Here is a 19,349-nt window from a genome sequence, read left to right as displayed (position 1 = left end):
GCCTAGCACTGATTCCATTCGAGTATATATGCATCTGAGAAGCGATAGGATGGTAATATGCAATATCTAAATATGAAATCATCTGGGAGACTCACAAAAAGGAGTGGCTTGCTGATATGAATCATCGCATTGGCATCATTGATATTGGATCGAACTCGATCCGACTTGTTATATACGAAGTGCTTCATTCGGGAGAACATAGAGTTCTCCATGAGAAAAAGTATGCCGCCAGACTCAGTCAAAAAGTGAGTCCTGACGGTATCATCACCAAAGAAAATATAGATACGATCATTCCCGTTCTGCTGAGCTATCAAGATATTTGTTCAGAATACGGTGTCTTACATATTCGTGCAGCTGCAACAGCAGCCATTCGAAATGCCACAAATAGCGAGGAAATTACAGGCTGGATCAGAGCTGCAACTGGACTTACCGTTGAGCTTATTTCCGGAGAGGACGAAGGCCGTCTTGGATTTCTCGGTGTGCGTGAATCGATCCCTCTTCATGACGGATATATCATTGATATCGGAGGAGGAAGCACAGAGATTACGCTGTTCCTAAACCGCGAGTATAGAGCAAGCTTATCAATCCCATATGGCGCAGTAAATTCTCATGCACGTTATGGGGCAGCCGATTACTGGCGCTCAGAAACAGTACAAGGATTCAAACACTCGATCCTAGCGGCTCTTAAAGATGCGGATTGGCTGCATGCGCATCCGAATCTTCCACTGGTCGGTCTTGGCGGGACCGTTCGCGCCTTGGCAAAAATGGTTCAGAAGAGACAAGCCTATTCCCTACCGCTCATGCACGGCTACTGGATGGACAAGGACGACATTCAGTCCTTCTATGACACACTTCCGTATATTCCATATGATCAACGCAAGAAGACGCCTGGCTTATCCAAGGATCGAACAGATCTGATTATACCTGGTGTTATCCTGCTGCAGACGATCTTCGAATTACTGAGGTCTACCCATTATGTTGTGAGCGGAGCTGGACTTCGCGACGGGCTGTTCTATGAACCGCTTCACCGGCAATTTCCTCAGTTTATGAATCAGGATGTCTTGTCCAAGAGTGTCCAAAATGTGCTTGCCTATGATTCGTTTACACCACAAGAGGATCTTGATTACATCTATAGTCTGATGAAGAAGCTTCACAATACGCTTGCAGGCCAAGGACAGACACAGGATCAACGATTGATTTATGCTGTATCCATGCTTCACAGAATAGGAGAGAGAGTACATCATCACCGGGCAAGCTCCCATTCCCTATACTGGCTCATGAACAAGGGCATGTGGGGACTCAATCATAGAGAAACGGTCATCTCTGCTCTCATCATCGATTATCATAAGAACCGTACACCGAAGCAGATAGAAGATCATCCGGATATTTTGGCACTAGGCGATGTGGAGAAAATACACCAAGTTGGCTCCCTCCTTAAGCTTGCCCGGGCTTTGCACAGTGGAGGAAAAGCGATTCTAAGTGTGGATATGAAAAAAACAGACGACTCCCTTCATCTGCAGTTAAACTGCAGCAGGGAACCGTCTGTGGAGCTTTTTGAACTATCAGAAGCTAAGAAAGATGTTGAAAAGGCATGGAAGCTGAGCTTGAAATGGTCTCTTTCTCTTTCTTCCACGTTTTAATTTCTAGTGCTTCAAATTGACTTCTCAGGCTTGGCTCATCATTCGTAACAGGAATATAATTCCCGTTCGATAGAAGGAGCCGGGCCTTCACATTATCTTGTAACGACAAATCCAGTATATTTACAATCGTTTGCTTAAGCTGCGGATCATGTACAGGACACATCAGCTCAATCCGGCGATTTAAATTCCGAGTCATCCAGTCAGCACTGGATAGGAAGACCTCTGGGTCTTTATGGTTCTGGAAATAAAAGATACGTGAATGCTCAAGAAACCGGTCGACGATACTGATGACCCGAATATTCTCGCTGAGGCCTTCTATACCTGGACGAAGACAGCATACACCTCTAACGATAAGCTGAATCTTTACCCCTGCCTGTGAGGCAGCGTATAGCTCGTCAATCAGCTCCTGGTTGGACAGGGAATTGATCTTGGCGATGATATGAGCCGGTTTCCCCTGCTCAGCATTCTGAGCTTCTCTACGAATCATCTCAAACAGTCTAGATTTCAGTCCAGCCGGTGCGATATGAAGCTGCTGCAAGCCTTGAGCTGCCGAATACCCGGTAATTTCGTTAAATACCTCAGAAGCGTCTTCGCCTATCTGCGGATCTGAAGTGAGAAGCCCGATATCGGTATACACCCGTGCTGTGCTTGCATTATAGTTGCCTGTCCCTACATGAACATACCTTTTAAGCATATTTTGCTCTTTTCGAACGACGAGTATGATCTTGGCATGTGTCTTCAGGCCGACAAGGCCGTATACAACATGGCATCCTGCCTTCTCGAGCTCCCTCGCCCAGGCGATATTTCTCTCTTCATCAAATCTTGCCTTCAGCTCGACAACAACGGTCACCTGCTTGCCCAGCTCAGCCGCATGAGCAAGTGCCGCAATCAGTCTAGAGTCTCCATTGACCCGATATAAGGTCATCTTGATAGCCATGACTTGTGGATCTTCCGAAGCCTCTTCTACAAAATCCGTGACTGCATCAAATGACTCATAAGGATGGTACAGCAGTATGTCCTGTCTTCGTAAGATGCGGAACAGGCTTTCCTCTGTATTGAATACATCCGGATAGACAGGCTTGATACTGGGATACTTCAAATGGTTATATCCTTCGAGCTGATCCACAAAACCACTTAGAAATCCCAGATCCATGGGTCCTTCAATTTCGAAGATTTCATCAGATCCTAATGAGAATTCTTCCTGTAAATATTCAAGGGCATACGGATGAATTCCCTGTTCCACCTCGAGACGTACTGGCGCGCCTCTTCTGCGTCTTCTCAGCTCTTTTTCAATTTCTTCCATCAAATCCTCTGCTTCTTCCTCATTGATGTATAAGTCCGAATTTCGCGTCAGCCGAAAGCCATGAACCGCTTCTGGGATGTACCCGCTGAACAAAGATTGAATATGATGTTTTATCAGTTCTTCAATTCGTATAAATGATTTCTTCTTACTATTAGATCGCAGCGGAACTGAGATGACACGTGGAATATTGGAAGGAACCTGTACAATGGCGAAATAGTGATCATTTCCTTCCGGGTTCTCTTCCTTGCGCAAGATTACGGCCAAATACACATATTTATGGTGTACGAGCGGAAAGGGTCTGCTGGAGTCTACAGCCATGGGTGTCAGCACCGGAAATACAATATCGTGAAAATATTGCTCCATCGCTTTTTGCTGCGTCGCATTCAGGTCCGTATATTCCATAAATACGATCCCCTTTTTGCTCAATTGTCTCAGCAAATCGCGGTATGAACGGTACTGTTCACTGACCATCTTCATCGTTCGTTTCATCAGTCTTCGATATAGACCTGTTGCTGTATACCCAGTAAAGTCCTTTTTCGTGAAGCCTGCCTTGATCTTCTCTCTGGTCTCTGCCACACGTACACTCATAAACTCATCCAGGTTGGTTGTTACTATGGATAGGAAGCGGACGCGTTCCAGCAGGGGTGTATCTGGGCTCTGCGCTTCTTCGAGCACTCTTCTGTTGAATTCCAGCCAGCTTAAATCCCGATTTAAATATGGGTTCATATCGCGTTTATAATTCTCCTTTTCTATACTTCCCTCACTCATGAAGCGTATTGTTCGAAGCTGGATTGACTCGTGTTGTCCATTTTTATTGTAATCTCATTGTGTAAACGCAATGTAAAATCTGCCGCAAGGTTGACGAATATTACGATTCTTGTATGTGAAGATATCAAAAATATGACATTGTTTCTACCAAATTTGACGGGATGCTTTACAATAGAGAATAGAGTAGGGTAAAGTGTTTACGTCAGTGCTATTATACGTGAACGTAGTTGTCACCTTACGAATGAAGGAGGATACGATGAATTCCAATAAATCCAGAACGCTGCAAAAAAACATCGAGTTTTTTACTGCGGCCTTATCTCAAACCGTCGTTTCCGTTTGGCAGGAGGATTCTGCTGGTGTCTATTGTGAAATTGCCCGTGGTCATGTAGAAATGTTCTCCAATGATAAAGTACGATTAAGAAGTGAAGACGGCAGAGAGCATCATTATTCCCGTGACACGGTCATTTTTCAAACGGAAGTTTAATATACGAGGACGACTACGTGTTCGTTAGAATTCATCCACTTACTTTTACGTTAGAATCGGTACAACACATCAGTGTGTACGATTCTATAAGTAAAGGGGACGAATTCTAACGGATAAGCTGTAGTCGTTTTTTATATAGATCGAAGAAAGCTTGCTGCTATAATGCTGGATGCCAGCATATTACGAAGAATACGGGGCTCCAAATTCAATAATATTGTGGTCTGGATCCAGAATAAAAATTTGGGCAAATCCTGCAACACTGTCCGGTCTTGCTTCATACGGAATGTTTTGTGATTCCAGCCACTCAATCGTTGCCTTATGACTCTTCACCCATATGGCAAAATGACCGTCAGTCGTGTCAATTCCACGCTCTCTCAGTGTATCTCCTGCAGGATGCTCCAATAAATGCAGCTGCTGATGCTCCCCAATGGCATACCATACTCCGGTGGAGTTAAATGGCGGACGCTCTAGCTGCTTAAACTTCAATTTTTCCGAATAAAAGGCATGTGCGCGCTCGATATCCCGAACAGCAAGACTGACATGGTGAATCCGTTCCATTTCAAGCATAATGTATACCTCACTCTTCATGATCTAATTATGTAATGTCACCTGAGAATTCCATGTCTCTATGCTAACATATGCAAAGGCAGATTTATACAGTTATTGCATCGGCTAATCTGTACTGTGCTCATAATTATCCCAGACCACTTGCTCTGTCCGTAGATCAATCAGTGCTGCATGATCAACCAAAGCCGCCAGCCGAAGCGCCTCCTCAAGCGTTGGATAACGGTCAAAATACACTTCATTGACATATAAGGCGACACCTTCATTACCTGCAACCGGGACCTTGCTGTCAGCTGTGACGTCAGTTGATTTCGAATCCGTAGGAGAACTTCCGGAGCTTGAGCCTTGATCACTCTTCGTCACATCCCCTACTTCAACAACAGGAACCGAAGCTTCTGTTGTTATAAGTTTATCTTGTACGTTGTTCTCTTCCTTATGCACTTCATCCTTCAGTTCTTCCTCTTGCTTCCCCATGTCTGGCTCTTGCTGCACGTCCTTCATGCTAGCCTGCTGATCTGCACGGCTCATAGCATATTGCTCGCCTTGTACGCCTGCACTCGGAGAGCTTGAAATCATGACATTTTCATCATAGATTGGACGATTTGAAATCTCGGCCAGCGATGAAGACTCCATATCAATAAATCCAAGCAGTGTTTCCTTGTAAGCAGCCATCATGACACCCTTACTATCACCAGCTGCCTGCTCGTATCGCAGGGTCAGATCCGTAGAATATTGCACCGTTCCCTCTTGTGCCAGCTGCTGAGTATACTCGGTCAGTTCCTTCTGCGAAGGAGGAAGAGGCAGATCCTCCAGTGCATCTCGGGCTATTTTATCGGTAATCGACTGTGTTATCAGCTCAGAGAAGACGGGCTCGGATACCTTCCTCACTACAATCACCAGCAGTGCCATCACAACAAGTAAAAATAACGTGTTCCTTATCATTTTATGTATCAGTATGATTTCCCCTTTATACCGTTCAAAAAAGAACATTGATATAGAATTTCTATCGGAAGTTCGGCACGAAATATGAAGTCATCTCAAAACTCCATAACGAAGTCACATCCTTGGTTATCAGCTTCAGCCAGCCCTCTGTCATAAAAAAAACCTCCCGACCCACGGTATGCATTATACCAGAGGTCGAAAGGTTTCGTTCTCCATGTTTCTCGATCATTCTCTTAGCATGGCTCTTCGTTCGGTTTACCCGCGTCCGTAGCCGTACGGAAGGAAGAACCGCAGCCACAAGTGGCAATCGCGTTCGGATTATGAATGGTAAACCCGCCCGTCATACCGGATTCTTCAAAGTCGATTTCGAGTCCGTCGAGGAAACGCAGGTTGTCCTTCTCCACAACTACTTTCATATCTTGAATTGTCATATATACATCATCGTCAGTTTCCTTATCATCAAACCCCATAGCATAGGAGAAACCTGTGCAGCCTCCCGGTGTCACACCAAGACGGAGGAACATGTTCGGTGTTTCCTGCTGTTCGAGCATGTCTTTCAGATGCTCTGCCGCTGTCTCACTAATTGTAATCATAAGTCTTACCTCCTTCTTTCCTGATAACTAAATTATACTCCAGTCACTTTCGTACCTCAAGAGTTACCTATCCGCATTTTCAGTATGCTTTTTATTAAGATCATACTCTTTTTATTTCCAGATATTGAACCTATGAAATGTGAGGTTTATAATAGGTAGGGTATTTGAAGCCAAACTGTCGATATTACAGTGGTTCCAGTTGCTGTCATAAATGTAGTTGTAACTTTTTTCACAACCATTCAATATTGAAGTTTGATCTTGGGACTCCTACGGGTAAAATTATATGAGAGCATGAATCAATGGTCACGGCACAAACAAAAAAAAGTACGGACTAGGAGGAATAAGCATGTCCACCCTTATTACACCCCAAACGGACTCGAAGATGGCTGCCATCATAGAGAAGGTACAGAATGGTCAGCGTCTTACACTTGAGGACGGTGTTTACTTGTATGAGAGCGACGATCTGCTAACGATTGGACAGCTTGCTAACGAAGTCAATCTTCGCAAGAACGGAAAGAAAGTTTATTTTATCGAAAATATGAGCCTTTATTTCACCAATGTGTGTGAAGCCCGCTGCGCCTTCTGCAACTTCCGCAAAGATCAGGGCGAGGAAGGCTCCTATACGCTGTCAGGGCAAGAAATGATTGATTATGTGGAGCAGCACATTCATCCGGGAGTCCGGGAATTCCACATTGTCGGCGGACATAATCAGCATGTGCCTTTTCAATATTATGTCGATTCCCTTGCTGCTTTAAACGAGAAATACCCGAATGTAACACTGAAAGCCTATACCGCTGCTGAGATTGATTTTTTCACCCGCATCAGCGGCCTTAGCATCAAGGAAGTACTGCAGGAGCTGATGAAGGCTGGACTCCAGTCCCTTACCGGGGGCGGGGCAGAAATCCTCTCCGATGAATATCGTAAAAAGATGAAGGTTACCAAAGCAAACGTTGATCGTTACCTAGAGGTTCACCGTACCGCCCATCAGCTCGGCATGAGGACACATACCACGATGCTGTACGGATCTGTGGAGTCCTATGAAGACCGGATTAACCATATGCTGCAAATTCGCGAGCTGCAGGATGAGACGAAGGGTTTCCAGGTATTCATCCCGCTGTCCATGCAGCCGAAGAGCAAGAACGCCGGCATCATGCGCCGCAATTCCGCTTATGAGGACTTGAAGACCATTGCGATCTCCAGACTCATGTTAGATAATTTTGACCACATCAAAGCCTACTTTATTAATATTGGACCTCAGCTGACCCAGGTCTCCTTAAGCTTCGGCGCCTCTGACGTTCATGGTACGATTGTCCGTGAACAAATTAGTCATGCAGCAGGTGCTCTGACTCCAGCGGGACTCACCCGCAAGGAGCTGATCTGGCTCGTTAAAGGAGCAGGACGCATTCCTGTCGAACGGGATACGTTCTATAACGAAATTGAAGTATTTGAATAAGATCAGTTGACTCTCCCATTTCCACACTTCATATCATTAACGGATCAGTTCCTCGCTGGGACTGATCCTTACTTATGCACTAATGCCAGCCCTTGCTATAACAACAAAGACGACGTTACCCATTATAATGGACTGTCGATTTTATATTTTTTAATTTACCAGACAGCTTCTTTTTATGTGGGAACACAGAAGGAAAGGAAGTTATTTAGCTATGAAGAATATTCTTGTACTTGGAGGCGGCTACGGCGGTCTCACTATCACTAAACATTTAATTGAAGGTCCATTGCCGAAGGATGTCAAAATCACGCTGGTCGACCGCATGCCTTATCAAGGTCTTAAGACAGAATACTATGCCCTTGCAGCGGGAACCGTGTCCGATTACGATCTTCGGGTACAGTATCCGGTTCATCATCAATTGGAATATCGATACGGTGAAGTGACGAGCATTGATCTGGATGCAAAATCCATCTCTCTTCGAAATGAGGAAATGATTGAATATGATCAGCTCGTGATTGGCCTTGGCTGCACAGATCGATTCCATGGCACTCCAGGTGCCGAGGAGTATAGCAATACTATTCAAAGCTTTAAGAGTACCCGCGATACTTATATGCGTCTAAGCGAGCTCAAGCCTTACGCCAATGTTCATATTGTGGGCGGTGGCTTAAGCGGAGTTGAGGTGGCAGCAGAAATAAGGGAAAGCCGTGCTGATCTGAACGTGACGATACTCGATCGCGGTGAACGAGTTCTCTCTGCGTTTCCACAACGTTTATCCGCTTACGTGGGTGAATGGTTCAGTGAACATCAGGTAGAGATCAAGAATCAAATTTCTGTGTCCCGCGTTGAACCTGGCTCCATTTATAACCGGGATGAGGAAATTAGGACAGATGCCATTGTGTGGACGGCAGGAATTCAGCCCGTACAGCTGGTGCAGGATCTTCCTGTTGAGAAAGACCCAAGCGGACGTGTGAAATTGAATGAATATTATCAAATCCCTGAATACAGAGAAGTCTATGTCGTCGGAGACTGTGCGAGCCTGCCCTTTGCCCCAAGTGCCCAAGCGGCTGAGGTGCAAGGCGAGCAAATTGCACATGTCATTTCTGCTCTTCTAAGAAACGAAGAGCCCAAAGTCGAGGTTCTTCGCCTGAGAGGCACACTGGGTGCTTTGGGCAAAAAAGCCGGATTTGGGCTCATGGGCAAGACCTCCATGATGGGGCGTGTGCCGCGTATTCTGAAGAGTGGTGTCCTCTGGATGTCCAAACGTCATCTTGGCTAGTTGTCGACAAGCCGACTCACTCATATATCCAAGTCATCCCATGCGTCAGCTTCAGCGATTTTGGACAAAATGGCTTCATGCAGTTCTTTAGGGCTGGCTGCAGTGATGACCTCACCATTTACCAGTGCAAAAGGGGTAATACTGCATTGTCCGCAATTGCTGAGGCAGCCGTACTCGATGACGTCGTAGTCCATGTTCTCTTCAAGCTCTTCAAAGAGCTCATCCGTACCAAAGTGCATGTTGTTGGTACAAAATTCAATAATCGGTCTCATTTTATTCACCTGCTTTTGCTTTTACCATTTTATTTTGGCGTATTTTATACTATAATAAAGGGAAGGAAAGGAGTTGATAACATGAGCGAAAACGTACAAAGCAGCACCATGTATGATGAAGTCTCTGACGTGCTCGATAAACTTCGTCCGTTCCTTCAGCGCGATGGCGGTGACGTGGAATTGGTCGATGTCGAAGACGGCATTGTGAAACTGAAATTAATGGGTGCTTGCGGTAGTTGCCCAAGCTCCACCATCACACTAAAAGCAGGGATCGAGCGCGCGCTAGTCGAAGAAGTCGAAGGCGTAGAAGAAGTCGTTCAAGTATTCTAATATCCCATACTGTCATATAAGAGAGTCCCGAAGCTTCTGTCATGTGCAGAAGCCGGGACTCTTTTTTTTTGAGGTACTTCTGACTTCTGGCCTCTGTCTTCAATCCTTGATCGTTGGTCTTATCGGATCCAGCCCTCCGGAAATATCCATAATATTCCCTGTGATAAAGTCCGATTGCTCCAGACATAAGAAATGAATGACACGTGCAACATCTTCTCCGCTGCCAGGTCTGCCTCGGGGAGTCTCTTCATCAACGAGCCCGCTGACCGCTTCAATCGTCATTTCCTTATGATCTCCTCTAATATCCCCCGGACAGATCATATTTACTGTAATCCCATATGGTGCTTCCTCAACGGCCAATGTCTTCGTGAAGGAAACAAGCCCTACCTTGGCAGCTGCATACACCGCTCGCTGCGGCCAGGATCTGGCCTCTCCTGCATGGCTGAATCCAAAGTGAATGATCCGGCCCCACTTCTTGCGCCGCATAGAAGGCAGCACCCGATGATCAAGAAGCATCGTACCTACTAAATTACCCTGCATCAGCATCATGATCTCTTCTTGCTTATATTCAGCAAACAGCCTCCGCTCACGAATGAACGGTCCTGCATTGTTAATCAAAATGTCTACATCTCCAAGTTCCTGTTCAACCGTGGTGACGAGTCGCTCTGTATCATCCGCTATACAGACATCCGCTTGTACTGCAATACAACGCACACCAAGCTGCAAGATCTCTGCTTGAAGAGCTTCCGCTTCCTTTTTACTGTGCACATAGTTTAATGCTATATCGAAGCCTTCAGCAGCCAGCCGAAGAGCTGTCATCTTGCCAAGGCCCTTCGCACTTCCCGTAATAAGGGCGACTTTATTGTCCAAATCCCTTCCTCCTTCTAACAAGAGCGGTTACCTATTTCAGTATAATATAGGGAAGGACAGAAGGAAAGGAACGGCCATATGAAACAGTCCCGTCCGGCACTTTTTATTATCAAAGGACCGGACGGGACTGTTTATCATTTTCAATTATTTAATTAAAATGCAGGTACAATGGCTCCAGCATAATTATCTTCAATGAATTGTTTAATCTCATCCGATTGAAGAGCATCGTTCAGTTTTTGAATCGCTTCATTGTCTTTGTTATCCTCACGAGATACGAGCAGGTTCGCATATGGTGAATTTGCATCTTCCAGGAAGAGTGCATCTTCCAGTGGGTTCAAGTCTGCTTCAAGTGCATAGTTGACGTTGATAACGGCAAGCTCTACTTCACCCAGCTGACGAGGAAGCATCGCTGCATCCATTTCGATAATTTCCAGGTTTTTTGGATTCTCTGCAATATCGCTGATCTTGGATTCAATGTTCGTGTTGTCTGTTAATTTGATGATGCCGTTCTTGTCCAGAAGAATAAGGGCACGACCGCCGTTTGTTGCATCGTTCGGAATGGCAATCTTCGCACCGTCCTGCAGCTCATCTGCAGAAGTAATCGTATTCGAGTATGCACCAAGCGGCTCAACATGTACCGGATTCAGAGCAGTCAGCTTAAGACCACGAGTCTCAATTTCGTTATCCAGGTAAGGCTTGTGCTGGAAGAAGTTCGCGTCAAGCTGACCTTCATCAAGCTGTACGTTTGGCTGTACATAATCGTTGAAAGTGACAATTTCCAAGTTAACGCCCTGCTCTTCAAGGATCGGTTTAACTTGCTCCAGAATTTCAGCATGTGGAACCGGTGTTGCACCGACTTTCAAGGTTACTGTTTCTTCTGTGCTTCCCGCGCCTTCACTGCCTGTTGTATCGGGAGCGGAATCATTGCCGCAAGCTGCCAGTACCAGAACCAGAGTTAGAGTTAATGCAGATAAGAACCATTTTTTCATTACAGATGACCCTCCTATATATAATCTCGATATATGTGATAAAGGATGAACCATACAACGTCCATGCCCTAAATCCAATAGAACTCTTATTTCAAATAAATAACTTGCTATTTCCCTATTATTTTCGAGTAAAGTGCTTCACCAAGCGATCCCCAATCATCTGCAGCGCTTGTACGAGCACGATCATGATAATAACGGCAACGATCATAACTTCATTCTCATAGCGGAAATATCCATAGTTGACGGCAAGAGCGCCCAGTCCTCCACCACCGACCATACCCGACATGGCTGTATAGGATACAAGCGTTACGATGGTGATTGTCATCCCTGCAAGCAAGCCTGGCAGGGATTCCGGCATGAGCACCTTCCAGATAATCTGTCCGGTGGATGCCCCCATCGCCTGTGAAGCTTCAATGACACCTCGATCTACTTCACGAAGTGAAGTTTCAACAAGTCTGGCAAAGAACGGCGCTGCACCCACGACGAGTGGGGGAATGGTACCGAGCACACCTATCGCTGTTCCTACGATTTCTTTCGTAATCGGAATCATGGCCACGATCAGAATGATGAACGGAACGGAGCGCAGAATGTTCACGATCACAGACAGCACACTGTAAACAGCTCGGCTGAATCCAGATGTGGAACGGGAAGTCATGAACAAAATAATGCCCAGCGGAAGACCAATAATGAAAGTGAATATTCCGGAGGCGCCCAGCATTTTGAGTGTATCCATCGTGGCCTTCTGGAATTCATCCCAGTTGATGACGGAAAAATCAAGCCCCATCATGCCATCACCTCCACTTCAAGACCCTGTGACACAAGCTCATCTATTGTACTGCGAATCAGCTCAGGTGGCCCTTCAAGTCTCACCGTAAGCTGTCCATAAGGCACTTGCTTAATGGTTGAGATTGTACCTTGAAGGATCGCAAAATCGATACCAAGCCTTCTAGCCGTCTGCGACAGAATCGAGTCATAAGTCTTGCTCCCGAGGAACGTAATTTTGACCGTTTGGGAATACTCCAAATGCGTCGCCATAATGGCTTCTCCGAGCAGGTCGCCCGAATCCGTTTCGCGTAAAATAAAGTCCTGGGTTACAGGATGCTGTGGCTTGAGGAATACTTCCGTTACCGGGCCCTCTTCCACGATACCGCCCTGATGAATGACGGCGACACGATCACAGATCGATTGAATAACATGCATTTCATGCGTAATCAGTACAATCGTCAGATTAAAGCGTTTATTGATATCCAGCAGAAGCTTAAGTATGGAATTCGTTGTCTGCGGGTCCAGTGCTGAGGTTGCCTCATCACATAGCAGCACTTCCGGGTCGCTAGCCAGCGCACGTGCGATGCCAACGCGCTGCTTCTGACCGCCCGACAGCTGGGAAGGATACTTTTTACTATGCTCGGTAAGGCCGACCAGCTCTAGCAGCTCCTTCACTTTACGATCGACTTCCGCCTGACTTGTCTTCGCCAGCCGTAGAGGAAACGCGATGTTATCAAATACAGTAGCTGAACTAAGTAGATTGAAGTGCTGAAAGATCATTCCGATCTTGCGGCGCTTCGCCTGCAGCTGCTGTTTGCCAAGCCTCGTCATGTTCATACCACCGACCCATACCTCACCGGCTGTAGGTCGCTCAAGCAGATTAATCAAGCGAATCAGCGTACTCTTTCCAGCACCGGAATGACCGATGACGCCGAAGATTTCACCTTTTTGGATGGACAGATTAAGCCCGGACAAGGCCGTAGTCACCTGTTTTCCTTTGCCGTAGTCCTTTTTAATATTTTTAAGTTCAATCAAAACTAGGTACCTCCTTACTTGCTGCAATCCGTTCTTCTCTATGTCAGAGCTTCTATTTCTTTACACTTGTTTTACCCGTATGCCTTGCTTTCTACCCGAACCCATCCGGAAGAATATCCGAAAAGATAAAAAAGAAAAAGCCCCTTTTTGCTAGACAAAAAGGAGCTTTTTATAATTAAGCGATTCCTTCTCATCTGCCAAGACCAGTAAGTAACCTTACGGTCTTGAAGGATTTAGCACCATGTCATTCTTGTACAGCAGTCTTATTGACTGCAATAAAGAATCGGTTGCCGGGCTTCATAGGGCCTGTCCCTCCGCCACTCTCGATAAGAACATATATGCAATTGTGTGTTTAACTTTTAACTCACTTATTCATTTCAGCGTTTTTCAGAAACTAAGTGAAAGTATAGAATAATTCACACCACTTGTCAAAGGAAAATATTACATTATTTTTATCGGATTTCTTATGATGAGGTTGGTATCTTGGATGTGCTCCTCTGCCAGTTGTTATTAATATAATCAAATGCAGCAATCACGCTCTTGGATACAAGCTCAAGTCCAAGCTCCAGGTCCTGTGTAAATGACCTCAGATCCTCCAGCTCAATTTTACCGTGGAGGGTTTGATGCTTCTGCCACAGATCATCCACCATCTCAACATTCATATGATGAATTTCTGTATTTCTTCGTTTTTTGAGACGATTCATTGAGTCTGAATATTGATCTTTAAGATCGTTTAGCTCCTGAACGAGCGGCATATGCTGCTTCAAATATTCAAATTGACGAAGAACTGTAAAGTAGGAGAAATGCACTTTCACTTTGGAAGTATGAAGATCATACCAGTCATCCAGCAAGTTCCCAAGCTTGTCCAGGATGGCAAACATGCGGATAAAGCCATCTTTGTAAAAATAAACATAACGTGCGTAATCCGCCTTCTCATCAGGTGCCATATCTTCTGTAGAGGAGGAATGAACTTTACCGGCAAAGAAAGAGGCGGCAAAAGTGCTCTGCTCCAGTTCATCAAGCGAGGTCATCAGACCTCTGGTCCAAATATCGAGCTTGCGATAATCGTGCGAAGGGTCGTTGCCTCTATCTATGGCAGCTCCAAGCAGCTGCAGTGTCTTCGCCATGGTATCCATGGCTTCTTTTAGTTCTCCGGTGTTAACTCGGGCGGGCTCCCCTAATAAGGTTCGAAGCATATGCGTGTCCTCCTGTGCATCCTGTAAAGCTTATGTTTCCCGAACTCTGCATCTCACAACCATAACTTTATCCTGACGGATGAAACGATGGATAGAAGTGAGTTCATGCAATATATGTACAAACGCCAAAGTTATGTATGCCGGGCAGCAGATGACTGCCCGAAATGATATGAAACGATGAACTTCTCTTCCGGCTTAGTTCTGTTACAGCTTATTACTGCCCGCTGGCTTCGCCAGTCTCCAAACGACATAGCTCATATAACACAGCATGCCGAACAAGACGGCAATAATGGTCATATGTGCCAGTACGACGAACATGTAGATTTCAGGACGATTCATGGTAAGCATTAATCCAACACCAGAGAGTACCTGAAGAACAATTAGACCGATCGCAGATAGGCCAAGCACCTGCATTTCCCGATTATTCTTATGGTGACGATAAGCATAATGACTGAGCACGGCAACGACAGCAACAAGCAGAAACGCAGCAGCCCGGTGCATAAAGGCTATGCCGACTCCGCCAGACAACTCAGGCACAACTTCTCCATTACATAGTGGGAAGCCGGAGCATCCGCCTGCAGAGCTCGTGTGACTTACAAAAGCGCCCGTATACACAACAACGTAGGCATAGATAGCTGTAATCCATACGAGATTGCGGAACCCCTTGCTGACACGGGGCAGTCTGTCAAACCGCTCAAGACCACCGAATTTCTCTTCCTGTCTGGCTCCAAGCGTTGTCATGAGTGCACCTGCTAGCGAGATAAAAGCAAACCCAAGATGCAGAGCCATCACGGGTGGAGATTGGGAGAAGACAACGGCGAGTGCGCCCATGGCTCCTTGAATAATGACAAATATTAACGTCAATAGCGCAAAAATCTGTAAATCGCGGCGTTTCTTGCTGTACAACCAGAATAGTACAAAGGTCGCAACCGCAAGCAGCCCAGCTGTTGAACTCACAATTCGATGGGAGTACTCAATGAGCGAAGCAATCGTGTGTGCCGGTACAAATTTACCATGACATAGCGGCCACTCATTGCCGCAGCCAAGCCCGGATTCTGTCCGGGTAACGACACCGCCGCCGAACGTGGCAAAGAACATGAATACGGTCGTCACGAGACTGACCCATTTTAACAATTTGATATGTTTCAACTTCATTCACCTGCTGTTTTGAAATATGGCGAAGCTATCCATCAGCTCTTGTTCAATTATAACGGATAAAAGAATCTCCGGCATAAACCGATTGTGACAAAATGTTAACGTCCTAACATTCATTTCATACCACCCTAAGTTTCTTAAGGCAGAGTATATCTCAGTATATCCATCAGGACACAGCAAAACACCGTTCTCTTAGTTAGAAGGAGAACGGTGTAATTTTTCGAGCCTCTTATTTATGAATGGACTTGTACACTTCGACCGCACGTTCCAGGAAGGTCTCAATCTCTTCGCGTGATTTGCGATTCTTATTAACAAAACGAATCAGTTCCCGGCCATCGGTGTAAGCAACAAAGCTGGGAATGCCCAGAATATTCTGCTCCTGGCTGACCTCCTCCACTTTATCGACATCGACTTGAATGAGCGATAAGGAATCGGCATATTTCTCCTCGACCTCAGGCATGAATGGATTGATATAGGTGCAGTCACCGCACCAATCCGCCTTAAATACAGCAACAGTCAGGTTAGAGGATTGGATAGACACATCAAACTCAGCTTTGGAATTCATTAGTTTCATCGTTTATCTTCCTTTCTGCTATGGATCTTTATATTACCCTTAGTGAAGCAAACAATGGAGTGGAAGTCAAATTTTGTGTGCATACTATAGCATAGTGAGTTGATTCGACGAAAGGGAGATATTGATGATGGACAAACAAGATTATAAAGCGCAGCCGAAGCCTTCCATTTGGCAGTTGATGACAACGATTCCGGTCACAGTCAAAGAAATGATCACTGGGAAAAAATCAGCCTGGGAAGCATCCAAGAAGCTGCGTCATCCATTTCTCTCCCTGACGTGGCAGACGTCTTCTGCCGTGCAGGTTCAGCATCAGCTTGAGCATATGATGGCAAGTATGAGAACGTCTGGCGTTCAGACGGCCTCCCTTCGGAGCAGCCAGCTTGACCCATACAGTGTAGAGGAGCTTGAGCTCGTACAAGAGATTAAAGAGCTGACAAGATATCACAACCAAAGCAATGTCTCCAGAACAGCAGCCTACCTCGCCTGCTATAAGTCTTATCCGGAGCTGCACTGGGCACTGCTCGCCCACTTCGTATCCCGGAACGGTGGATACAATATGACAGATCTACGCAGCGGATTGCTGAAAACAATACTGAATGACCAAGAAAAAGAAAGGGTATACCTGCTGCTTGAACGGTGCAATGCCCTTATTTTTCAGGATGCCTACCCTCAGCTGCTGCTATATATGAAAAGTAAGGAAAAGGGCCGGAGCTACTTTCATTTGCTATCGGAATTTCACGTTTCATCCTTTATGGTACCCTTCTGGGAGCAATTCTGGCTAAATAGGGACAGTGCACTGCTGACGGTCGGACTCATCATTAATGAACAGAATTATATCGAGTACCGTGTCATTCGCAATCCGTTCTACCAGCACCATGTCACTTCTACTCTGTCCTTCCGCTCTCATGAAATTGCCGGGCTCAACCATATGGTCATTCCGCTCGGCCTCAATCAGGAGCTCGTTGGATTGACCTTGTCAAATTTCAGAAAGTTGCATGAGCGGATTCATTTTGGCAAGAATCTGTATGCTCTGCTATTCGGACACGAACAAGTGCTGGACCGGGCTGCGGCTTATGCCTCTGCCGTCCCTCATGAAGGCTCAAGAAGCGAATATTGGCCTAAATTCTTTACAAATCAAAAAGGACTCTCTACACATGAGACTCTCGTATCTCCTATGCTAAGTCGAAATGAAGAACTGCCTTCAGGGAACAAGCTGTACAGCCCTACGTTATTGAACGTTTGGCATGATCTGCCTTATGAGAAAATATCACGAGAAGACTGGCTGACTCAAACCGATAGTCTTGGTCATCTCACACTTCCAAGACGGCCCAAGCTGTTCGAGATCAGCCATGAGCATAGGAGCAGTCTATCCAAGCTGGCAATGATCCACGACCTGGATCGATTGATATAGATAGCAAAAAGCATCGTTTCACTCACGTGGTGAGGAAACGATGCCTTTTTTTCTATATAGTAAATGTTCAAATCCTCGCCCTGTTACCCTCTTGCTCCCTGATTACCAGAACGCTTCAATCTCATAAGCGGGCGGAGCACCTTCTGAACGATACGCGGATAACTCTTCAGCTCGTCCTCTCGCAATACGCCGAGAAGTATGAGCAGAGCAAAGTAGCTGATAAGAACAGCCAGCCCAACGATTCCGCAGTTAATCAAGTAAGCAAGTCTAGACGGCATCAGCTCAGCCATTGGCAGCCCTAATTGATGGAGCCCGTATCCTATTCCTGCCGAGAGCACGACCGTCGCAGCAAATCCTGCCCACCTCTTGCCAAGGATGGAGAAGCTGACTGTTTTCTTCAGAACACGAACATTTAGTACCGTTATGATGAGGAATGCGAGACCTGTAGAGGCGATGATACCATAGATGCCGAAGAACGGCGCAAGCGCAAAGCTTGCGGCAAGCTTCACCACAATCCCGATAAAGACGGTAACCATCGTCAGTTTGGGTTTGCCGATTCCAAGCAGGATGGAATTCGATGTCATCATCGTAATCTGGAATATCGTTCCGAACGTCAGCATAGCAACCACACCGGCACCTTCCAAAGTACTGAACAGCAGTCCATTAATGGAATAGGCAGCAACGGTAAGTGCAATGACCATCGGCATGCCTGTCATGATAGCAATTCGCATCGCCAGGGTAACCTGTCCGCGCAGATGACTTTCATCTTTTCTGGCATACGCAGCCGCAATAATAGGGATTAGTGACTGACTAAGCGCAATGGCCAGAATCGGAGGAATCCCCGCCACCGGCTGGGCCCGATTCGTTAAGATCCCTAGCAGATTCGTAGCCGCATCTGATCCGACATCACCGCTGATGAGCGGTTTAATGATGGAGGAATCAATGAAATTCACTACAGGCACCGCAAGGGATGACAATACGATAGGAATCGATAGCGTAAAGATATCACGGTAGATGCGTGATAATGGAACCTGCGTATTGGCATGCAGTGCAAGTCCCATCGACTGGTCCTTGCGGGACTGCTTAAATGCAAAGTACATCATCACTGCAAAAGCCCCGATACTGCCAAGCACTCCTCCAAAGGAAGCACCTGCCGCTACCTCTTCATCTGCATATCCAAGCCGCAAGAGAATGAATGCAAGCAGAATCGCCGTTCCCACTCGGGCGAATTGCTCCACAATTTGCGAGATACCCCCAGCCGTCATATTGTTACGGCCCTGGAAGTATCCTCGCATCATGGCAATGGTCGGAAACAGCAGCAATGCAGGAGCCAGCGCTCGAATTGCTGTCGATGCCTCCGGGACCTGAGCAATATAGGTTGCGTAGAATGGAGCGAGCGACCATAAGAGAATGGTCATGACGATTCCGGCAAAAGCAGCGAAGATGAGCGCAGCTTGATATACTCTTTTGGCATCCTGCGGCTTATCTAGCGCATAGCGTTCAGATACCATTTTACTGAGCGTGCTCGGAATTCCTGCTGTGGCTACTGTAAGAAGCATAAGGTAGACGCTGTTAGCGACACCGAATGAAGCGTCCCCCACAGGTCCGAGCAGATGCTCAAGCGGAACTCGCTGAACAAGGCCCAGCAAGCGCGCGACTAGTGCCGCAGCAGCCAGAATCAGCGTCCCCTTAATAAATGATTCTTTCTTAGACAAAACGTTCTTTCCCTTCT

The 19,349-nt window shown here is 46.2% G+C and carries 18 protein-coding genes, 1 pseudogene and 1 riboswitch; of the genes and pseudogenes, 6 read left to right on the top strand and 13 right to left on the bottom strand.

Annotation, left to right across the window (positions count from 1 at the left end; translation table 11 throughout):
- The first annotated feature begins 116 nt into the window (after positions 1–116).
- Entirely contained in the window at positions 117–1,640 is a 1,524-nt protein-coding gene (locus tag ACFQ3J_RS22205) for a Ppx/GppA phosphatase family protein (RefSeq protein WP_251584125.1), read from the top strand.
- On the opposite strand, the gene ppk1 is transcribed toward ACFQ3J_RS22205, so the two are convergent.
- Complete coding sequence (ppk1, locus tag ACFQ3J_RS22200; protein ID WP_091161153.1) at positions 1,570–3,711, bottom strand: polyphosphate kinase 1; 2,142 nt, start codon at positions 3,709–3,711, stop codon at positions 1,570–1,572. The genes ACFQ3J_RS22205 and ppk1 overlap by 71 nt on opposite strands.
- 256 nt (positions 3,712–3,967) lie before the next feature.
- Between ppk1 and ACFQ3J_RS22195 the strand changes: the two genes are divergently transcribed.
- Positions 3,968–4,195 (top strand): hypothetical protein, encoded by a 228-nt coding sequence (locus ACFQ3J_RS22195; protein WP_047913565.1) that lies wholly within the window; start codon positions 3,968–3,970, stop codon positions 4,193–4,195.
- 180 nt (positions 4,196–4,375) lie between these two features.
- Here ACFQ3J_RS22195 and ACFQ3J_RS22190 read toward each other — a convergent pair whose 3' ends face one another.
- From ACFQ3J_RS22190 to ACFQ3J_RS22180, 3 genes are all read right to left on the bottom strand, one after another.
- A complete protein-coding gene (locus ACFQ3J_RS22190) occupies positions 4,376–4,762 on the bottom strand; it encodes a VOC family protein (protein ID WP_091161154.1) in 387 nt (128 codons plus the stop codon).
- A gap of 105 nt (positions 4,763–4,867) precedes the next feature.
- On the bottom strand, positions 4,868–5,656 hold the full coding sequence (locus ACFQ3J_RS22185) for a hypothetical protein (RefSeq protein WP_139237046.1): 789 nt from the start codon (positions 5,654–5,656) through the stop codon (positions 4,868–4,870).
- Between the two features lie 278 nt (positions 5,657–5,934).
- Positions 5,935–6,294 carry a HesB/IscA family protein gene (locus ACFQ3J_RS22180; RefSeq protein ID WP_091161158.1) on the bottom strand — a complete coding sequence of 120 codons (360 nt, stop codon included), beginning with the start codon at positions 6,292–6,294 and terminating at the stop codon, positions 5,935–5,937.
- A gap of 346 nt (positions 6,295–6,640) precedes the next feature.
- Between ACFQ3J_RS22180 and mqnE the strand changes: the two genes are divergently transcribed.
- Positions 6,641–7,747 carry an aminofutalosine synthase MqnE gene (gene mqnE, locus ACFQ3J_RS22175; protein WP_091161160.1) on the top strand — a complete coding sequence of 369 codons (1,107 nt, stop codon included), beginning with the start codon at positions 6,641–6,643 and terminating at the stop codon, positions 7,745–7,747.
- Positions 7,748–7,958: 211 nt separating this feature from the next.
- Entirely contained in the window at positions 7,959–9,020 is a 1,062-nt protein-coding gene (locus tag ACFQ3J_RS22170; RefSeq protein ID WP_091161161.1) for an NAD(P)/FAD-dependent oxidoreductase, read from the top strand.
- Positions 9,021–9,040: 20 nt separating this feature from the next.
- Here ACFQ3J_RS22170 and ACFQ3J_RS22165 read toward each other — a convergent pair whose 3' ends face one another.
- Positions 9,041–9,292 carry a YuzB family protein gene (locus ACFQ3J_RS22165; protein ID WP_091161163.1) on the bottom strand — a complete coding sequence of 84 codons (252 nt, stop codon included), beginning with the start codon at positions 9,290–9,292 and terminating at the stop codon, positions 9,041–9,043.
- Positions 9,293–9,412: 120 nt separating this feature from the next.
- On the opposite strand from ACFQ3J_RS22165, the pseudogene ACFQ3J_RS22160 reads away from it, so the two are divergent.
- Positions 9,413–9,622 (top strand): annotated as a pseudogene (locus tag ACFQ3J_RS22160) (NifU family protein); the annotation flags it as partial.
- A 99-nt stretch (positions 9,623–9,721) separates the two neighbouring features.
- Here ACFQ3J_RS22160 and ACFQ3J_RS22155 read toward each other — a convergent pair.
- The 7 genes from ACFQ3J_RS22155 to ACFQ3J_RS22125 all read right to left on the bottom strand — a co-directional run bounded on the left by ACFQ3J_RS22155 (position 9,722) and on the right by ACFQ3J_RS22125 (position 16,206).
- Entirely contained in the window at positions 9,722–10,492 is a 771-nt protein-coding gene (locus ACFQ3J_RS22155) for an SDR family oxidoreductase (protein ID WP_091161165.1), read from the bottom strand.
- A 152-nt stretch (positions 10,493–10,644) separates the two neighbouring features.
- A complete protein-coding gene (locus ACFQ3J_RS22150; RefSeq protein ID WP_091161167.1) occupies positions 10,645–11,481 on the bottom strand; it encodes a MetQ/NlpA family ABC transporter substrate-binding protein in 837 nt (278 codons plus the stop codon).
- Positions 11,482–11,599: 118 nt separating this feature from the next.
- The gene (locus tag ACFQ3J_RS22145) at positions 11,600–12,268 is read right to left on the bottom strand and encodes a methionine ABC transporter permease (protein WP_091161168.1); all 669 of its coding nucleotides are present in this window, start codon (positions 12,266–12,268) and stop codon (positions 11,600–11,602) included.
- Positions 12,265–13,281: a methionine ABC transporter ATP-binding protein gene (locus ACFQ3J_RS22140; RefSeq protein ID WP_091161170.1), complete on the bottom strand. Its 1,017-nt coding sequence runs from the start codon at positions 13,279–13,281 to the stop codon at positions 12,265–12,267. The genes ACFQ3J_RS22145 and ACFQ3J_RS22140 overlap by 4 nt, the downstream gene beginning before the upstream one ends.
- A 187-nt stretch (positions 13,282–13,468) precedes the next feature.
- Positions 13,469–13,614: riboswitch (SAM riboswitch) on the bottom strand.
- Between the two features lie 131 nt (positions 13,615–13,745).
- Positions 13,746–14,477 carry a Cthe_2314 family HEPN domain-containing protein gene (locus ACFQ3J_RS22135; RefSeq protein WP_091161172.1) on the bottom strand — a complete coding sequence of 244 codons (732 nt, stop codon included), beginning with the start codon at positions 14,475–14,477 and terminating at the stop codon, positions 13,746–13,748.
- 204 nt (positions 14,478–14,681) lie between these two features.
- Complete coding sequence (locus tag ACFQ3J_RS22130; RefSeq protein WP_379294091.1) at positions 14,682–15,575, bottom strand: COX15/CtaA family protein; 894 nt, start codon at positions 15,573–15,575, stop codon at positions 14,682–14,684.
- Positions 15,576–15,861: 286 nt separating this feature from the next.
- Positions 15,862–16,206, bottom strand: a complete 345-nt coding sequence (locus tag ACFQ3J_RS22125; RefSeq protein WP_091161175.1) for a thioredoxin family protein — start codon at positions 16,204–16,206, stop codon at positions 15,862–15,864.
- Positions 16,207–16,330: 124 nt separating this feature from the next.
- Between ACFQ3J_RS22125 and ACFQ3J_RS22120 the strand changes: the two genes are divergently transcribed.
- Positions 16,331–17,617, top strand: a complete 1,287-nt coding sequence (locus tag ACFQ3J_RS22120) for a DUF2515 family protein (protein ID WP_251584124.1) — start codon at positions 16,331–16,333, stop codon at positions 17,615–17,617.
- Between the two features lie 83 nt (positions 17,618–17,700).
- Here ACFQ3J_RS22120 and ACFQ3J_RS22115 read toward each other — a convergent pair whose 3' ends face one another.
- Positions 17,701–19,332, bottom strand: a complete 1,632-nt coding sequence (locus tag ACFQ3J_RS22115; protein WP_091161179.1) for a putative polysaccharide biosynthesis protein — start codon at positions 19,330–19,332, stop codon at positions 17,701–17,703.
- Positions 19,333–19,349 lie beyond the last annotated feature (17 nt).

Origin of the sequence: Paenibacillus provencensis (assembly GCF_042678545.1) — a bacterium.
Taxonomy (GTDB): domain Bacteria; phylum Bacillota; class Bacilli; order Paenibacillales; family Paenibacillaceae; genus Paenibacillus; species Paenibacillus provencensis.
The sequence above is the reverse complement of the archived record's forward strand: the minus strand, read 5'-3'. Positions and strand labels throughout refer to the sequence as shown.

Bases quoted from the DNA above. Each gene is read 5' to 3' on its own strand.
- ACFQ3J_RS22205 (WP_251584125.1), top strand. From the start codon at position 117: ATGAATCATCGCATTGGCATCATTGATATTGGATCGAACTCGATCCGA.
- ppk1 (WP_091161153.1), bottom strand. From the start codon at position 3,711: ATGAGTGAGGGAAGTATAGAAAAGGAGAATTATAAACGCGATATGAAC.
- ACFQ3J_RS22195 (WP_047913565.1), top strand. From the start codon at position 3,968: ATGAATTCCAATAAATCCAGAACGCTGCAAAAAAACATCGAGTTTTTT.
- ACFQ3J_RS22190 (WP_091161154.1), bottom strand. From the start codon at position 4,762: ATGCTTGAAATGGAACGGATTCACCATGTCAGTCTTGCTGTTCGGGAT.
- ACFQ3J_RS22180 (WP_091161158.1), bottom strand. From the start codon at position 6,294: ATGATTACAATTAGTGAGACAGCGGCAGAGCATCTGAAAGACATGCTC.
- mqnE (WP_091161160.1), top strand. From the start codon at position 6,641: ATGTCCACCCTTATTACACCCCAAACGGACTCGAAGATGGCTGCCATC.
- ACFQ3J_RS22170 (WP_091161161.1), top strand. From the start codon at position 7,959: ATGAAGAATATTCTTGTACTTGGAGGCGGCTACGGCGGTCTCACTATC.
- ACFQ3J_RS22165 (WP_091161163.1), bottom strand. From the start codon at position 9,292: ATGAGACCGATTATTGAATTTTGTACCAACAACATGCACTTTGGTACG.
- ACFQ3J_RS22150 (WP_091161167.1), bottom strand. From the start codon at position 11,481: ATGAAAAAATGGTTCTTATCTGCATTAACTCTAACTCTGGTTCTGGTA.
- ACFQ3J_RS22145 (WP_091161168.1), bottom strand. From the start codon at position 12,268: ATGATGGGGCTTGATTTTTCCGTCATCAACTGGGATGAATTCCAGAAG.
- ACFQ3J_RS22135 (WP_091161172.1), bottom strand. From the start codon at position 14,477: ATGCTTCGAACCTTATTAGGGGAGCCCGCCCGAGTTAACACCGGAGAA.
- ACFQ3J_RS22130 (WP_379294091.1), bottom strand. From the start codon at position 15,575: ATGTTCTTTGCCACGTTCGGCGGCGGTGTCGTTACCCGGACAGAATCC.
- ACFQ3J_RS22125 (WP_091161175.1), bottom strand. From the start codon at position 16,206: ATGAAACTAATGAATTCCAAAGCTGAGTTTGATGTGTCTATCCAATCC.
- ACFQ3J_RS22120 (WP_251584124.1), top strand. From the start codon at position 16,331: ATGATGGACAAACAAGATTATAAAGCGCAGCCGAAGCCTTCCATTTGG.